Origin of the sequence: Saccharopolyspora sp. (assembly GCF_017434145.1) — a bacterium.
Lineage (GTDB): Bacteria > Actinomycetota > Actinomycetes > Mycobacteriales > Pseudonocardiaceae > Saccharopolyspora_C > Saccharopolyspora_C galaxeae.
Window position 1 is genome coordinate 1 of the sequence record NZ_JAFRFW010000226.1, and the last position, 2960, is coordinate 2960.

The following is a 2960-nucleotide window of genomic DNA, read 5'->3' on the forward strand; positions in this document are numbered from 1 at the left end:
CGCCGCCTTGCTCGGCTCGCAGCTCGGCGTGGCGGGCACGCCGAAGGTCCGGGCGGCGTGCGCGATGGCTCGGGCGTGGTTGCCGCTGGAGTAGGTGACGACGCCGCGCGCGCGGATGTCCGGTGGCAGCGCGGCCACCGCGTGCAACGCGCCGCGGATCTTGAATGCGCCGGTGGGTTGCAGATTCTCCGGTTTCACCCAGAGCTGCCTACCGGCATCGGAAAGTAGCTGCCGGGCATCCGAAAGCAGCGGCAGCAACGGCGTGCGCACCGCCGCCGATGGTCCGGTCGCGGTGCCGATCAACCGTTGTGCGGACCGGACGTCCGCGAGGCTCACCAATTCCATGCCGAAATCATCCTTGATCGGTTTCGGCGGAGCCGGATTGCACCGGCTTCGTTACCGGAAGTGGGAGTTGTCACGAAAGAGCAACGATTAGGAGAACGTCGGCGAGATCAGACGTTGGGAGTCCAGGAAACCTGTGTGAGTGCGTGGGAGCCACATGGCCGAGGAGAACGACAAGGGCAAGCGGGACGAATCCGATGACCGGACGTCCAAGAAGATCGAACTCTCCGGGGCGCAGGTCGCGGGAGGCGCGCTCGCCTCGGTGACCGCCGCCTTGCTCGGCTCGCAGCTCGGCGTGGCGGGCACCGTCTTCGGCGCCGGGATGACCAGCGTGATCATCACCGTCGGCGGGGCGCTCTACCAGCGGTCGCTGGAGAAGACCAAGACGAAGCTGGAGAACACCAAGGACAAGGCGAACGCGGCCGCCGCCCGCGCCGCGCTCAAGCGCGCCACCAGCATCGGTGCCCAAGGGCTGACAAAGCTGCAGCCGCCGCGGCCGCCTGCGCAGCGCGAATCGTCCGCGAGCAGCCCCGCGGACGAGGCCGCCACCCGCAAGATCCGCTGGTACGGCAGCGCCATGCACTGGCCCGGTGGTGAGGAGGTCGTCGACGACCCGAACGCGACCCGGCGGATCGATGCGCAGGCGGTCGCCGACGGCGCGACCGCGCGCAGCGAAGGTGTCGGCGCTGATCCCGCCGAGTCCACGCGCCACGAGCCCGCGCCCTCCGGCGAGACCGAAGTCGTCAGCCCGCCCGCGCCCCGCCGCGGCCTGCGCTGGGGCGTGCTGGCGGTGACCAGCGGGCTCGCGTTCGTGCTGGCCATGGTCGTGATCACCGGCTGGGAAGGGATCACCGGCAAGACGCTTTCCGGGGATCAGGGAACCAGCATCGGCCGGGTCGTGCGGCCCGGTCCACCGCCCGAACCGCAGGAGCCCGCTCCGGCGGAGACCGGGACCAGCGAGCCCAGCACTTCGAGCGCGCCGGAGCCCACCTCGGAAAGCGAACCCAGCTCGGAAAGCACCGCGCCGACGGCTCCGGAAACGACCGGCGGCAGCACCACGCAGCAGAGCCCCACTCGCGAAACCGGGCGGTCGACGGCTCCCCGGACCACCGGTCAACTGCCGCAGCCGTCCGAAACCGGGCGAATCGAGGTGCCGCAGCAGGAATCCAACCCGCAGTAACGAGTCGAACGCTTTTCGTGAGAATTCCCGGTGCCGGGCCCATCGCGGGCTCGGCGCCGGGAATTCTTCTTGTGGGATGCGTCGAAAGGTGGATGCGCGGTGCGCCTGGTCGCACCAATACTGCTCCCGTCGGGATCTTCGAGCCGAACCGCCGGATCTTCAGATAGGGAGCCCCATGAGACGCAGACTCGCGGCCAGAATGGCCGGCGCGGTCCTGCTGGCGGCGGCCACCGCCGCCGCGCTGACCGTGCCCGCCTCCGCCGCGCCGCAGCCCGCGCCGCTCGCCAAGGCGGCCACCCAGCTGGAGGCCATGCAGCGCGACCTCGGTCTCACCGCCGGGCAAGCGCTGGACCGGCTGCGCAGCGAAAGCACCGCGAACCGGGCCGACCGGACGGTGCGCGACCTGCTCGGGACGGCGTTCGGCGGTTCGCACTACGACGCGGGTCTGGGCAAGCTGGTCGTCGGCGTCACCGATGCGAACCTGCTCGACGAGGTGCGCGCGGCCGGTGCCGAGGCGAAGCTCGTGCGGTTCGGCGCCGACCGGCTCGGCGCAGTCGCCGACGGACTGAACAGGAACGCGCCGCCGCAGGGCGTGACCGGGTGGTACGTCGACTCCGCCAGCAACTCGGTGGTGCTGACCACCGCGATCGGCTCGGCCGCGAAGGCGGCGGAGTTCGTGCGCTCCACCGGGGTGGACCAGCAGGCCGTGCGGGTCGTCGAGTCGCGCGAAGCGCCGCGCCCGCTGGCCGACGTGATCGGCGGCAACGCGTACTACAACGGCAGCACCCGCTGCTCGGTCGGCTTCCCGGTGCAGGGCGGCTTCGTCAGCGCCGGGCACTGCGGCAAGCAGGGCGAGGCGACCACCCAGCCGTCCGGCACCTTCGTCGGGTCGTCGTACCCGGACAACGACTACTCGTTCGTCCAGACCGGTCCCGGCGAGACGCCGCAGCCGCTGGTGAACGACTACGCGGGCGGCAGCGTCGGCGTCGCCGGGTCCGCCGAGGCCGCCGAGGGCGCGTCGGTCTGCCGGTCCGGTTCCACCTCCGGCTGGCACTGCGGCACGGTGCAGGCCAAGAACCAGTCGGTGCGCTACCCGCAGGGCGTCGTGTCCGGGCTGACCCGCACCGACGTGTGCGCCGAGCCGGGCGACTCCGGCGGTTCGTTCCTGGCCGGGGATCAGGCGCAGGGGGTGACCTCGGGCGGTTCCGGCAACTGCAGCCTCGGCGGCACGACCTACTTCCAGCCGGTCAACGAGATCCTCGGCGCGTACGGTCTCACGCTGCTCACCGGCTGATCCCGCTCTCCGGCCGAACGGATCGTTCGACCGACCGCCGCAGGCGAACGGTCCGTTCACTCCGGAAGAGCAGCGGGCGGCTCAGCCGGGGAGCCCGGCGCGGAGGGACTCGGCGGCGGCGCGCGGGTCTTCGGCCTCGGTGAC

At 71.6% G+C, this 2960-nt stretch carries 3 protein-coding genes; 2 read left to right on the forward strand and 1 reads right to left on the reverse strand.

The window, feature by feature from the left end; genetic code table 11:
* The coding region (locus tag IJH84_RS06440; RefSeq protein ID WP_295141466.1) for a pyridoxal-phosphate dependent enzyme at positions 1-345 on the reverse strand (345 nt) is incomplete at its 3' end.
* 154 nt (positions 346-499) lie between these two features.
* Between IJH84_RS06440 and IJH84_RS06445 the strand changes: the two genes are divergently transcribed.
* On the forward strand, positions 500-1522 hold the full coding sequence (locus tag IJH84_RS06445; protein WP_295141467.1) for a hypothetical protein: 1023 nt from the start codon (positions 500-502) through the stop codon (positions 1520-1522).
* Between the two features lie 175 nt (positions 1523-1697).
* Positions 1698-2816: a S1 family peptidase gene (locus IJH84_RS06450; protein ID WP_200068335.1), complete on the forward strand. Its 1119-nt coding sequence runs from the start codon at positions 1698-1700 to the stop codon at positions 2814-2816.
* The last annotated feature ends 144 nt before the right edge of the window (positions 2817-2960 follow it).

Bases quoted from the DNA above. Each gene is read 5' to 3' on its own strand.
- IJH84_RS06450 (WP_200068335.1), top strand. From the start codon at position 1,698: ATGAGACGCAGACTCGCGGCCAGAATGGCCGGCGCGGTCCTGCTGGCG.
- IJH84_RS06445 (WP_295141467.1), top strand. From the start codon at position 500: ATGGCCGAGGAGAACGACAAGGGCAAGCGGGACGAATCCGATGACCGG.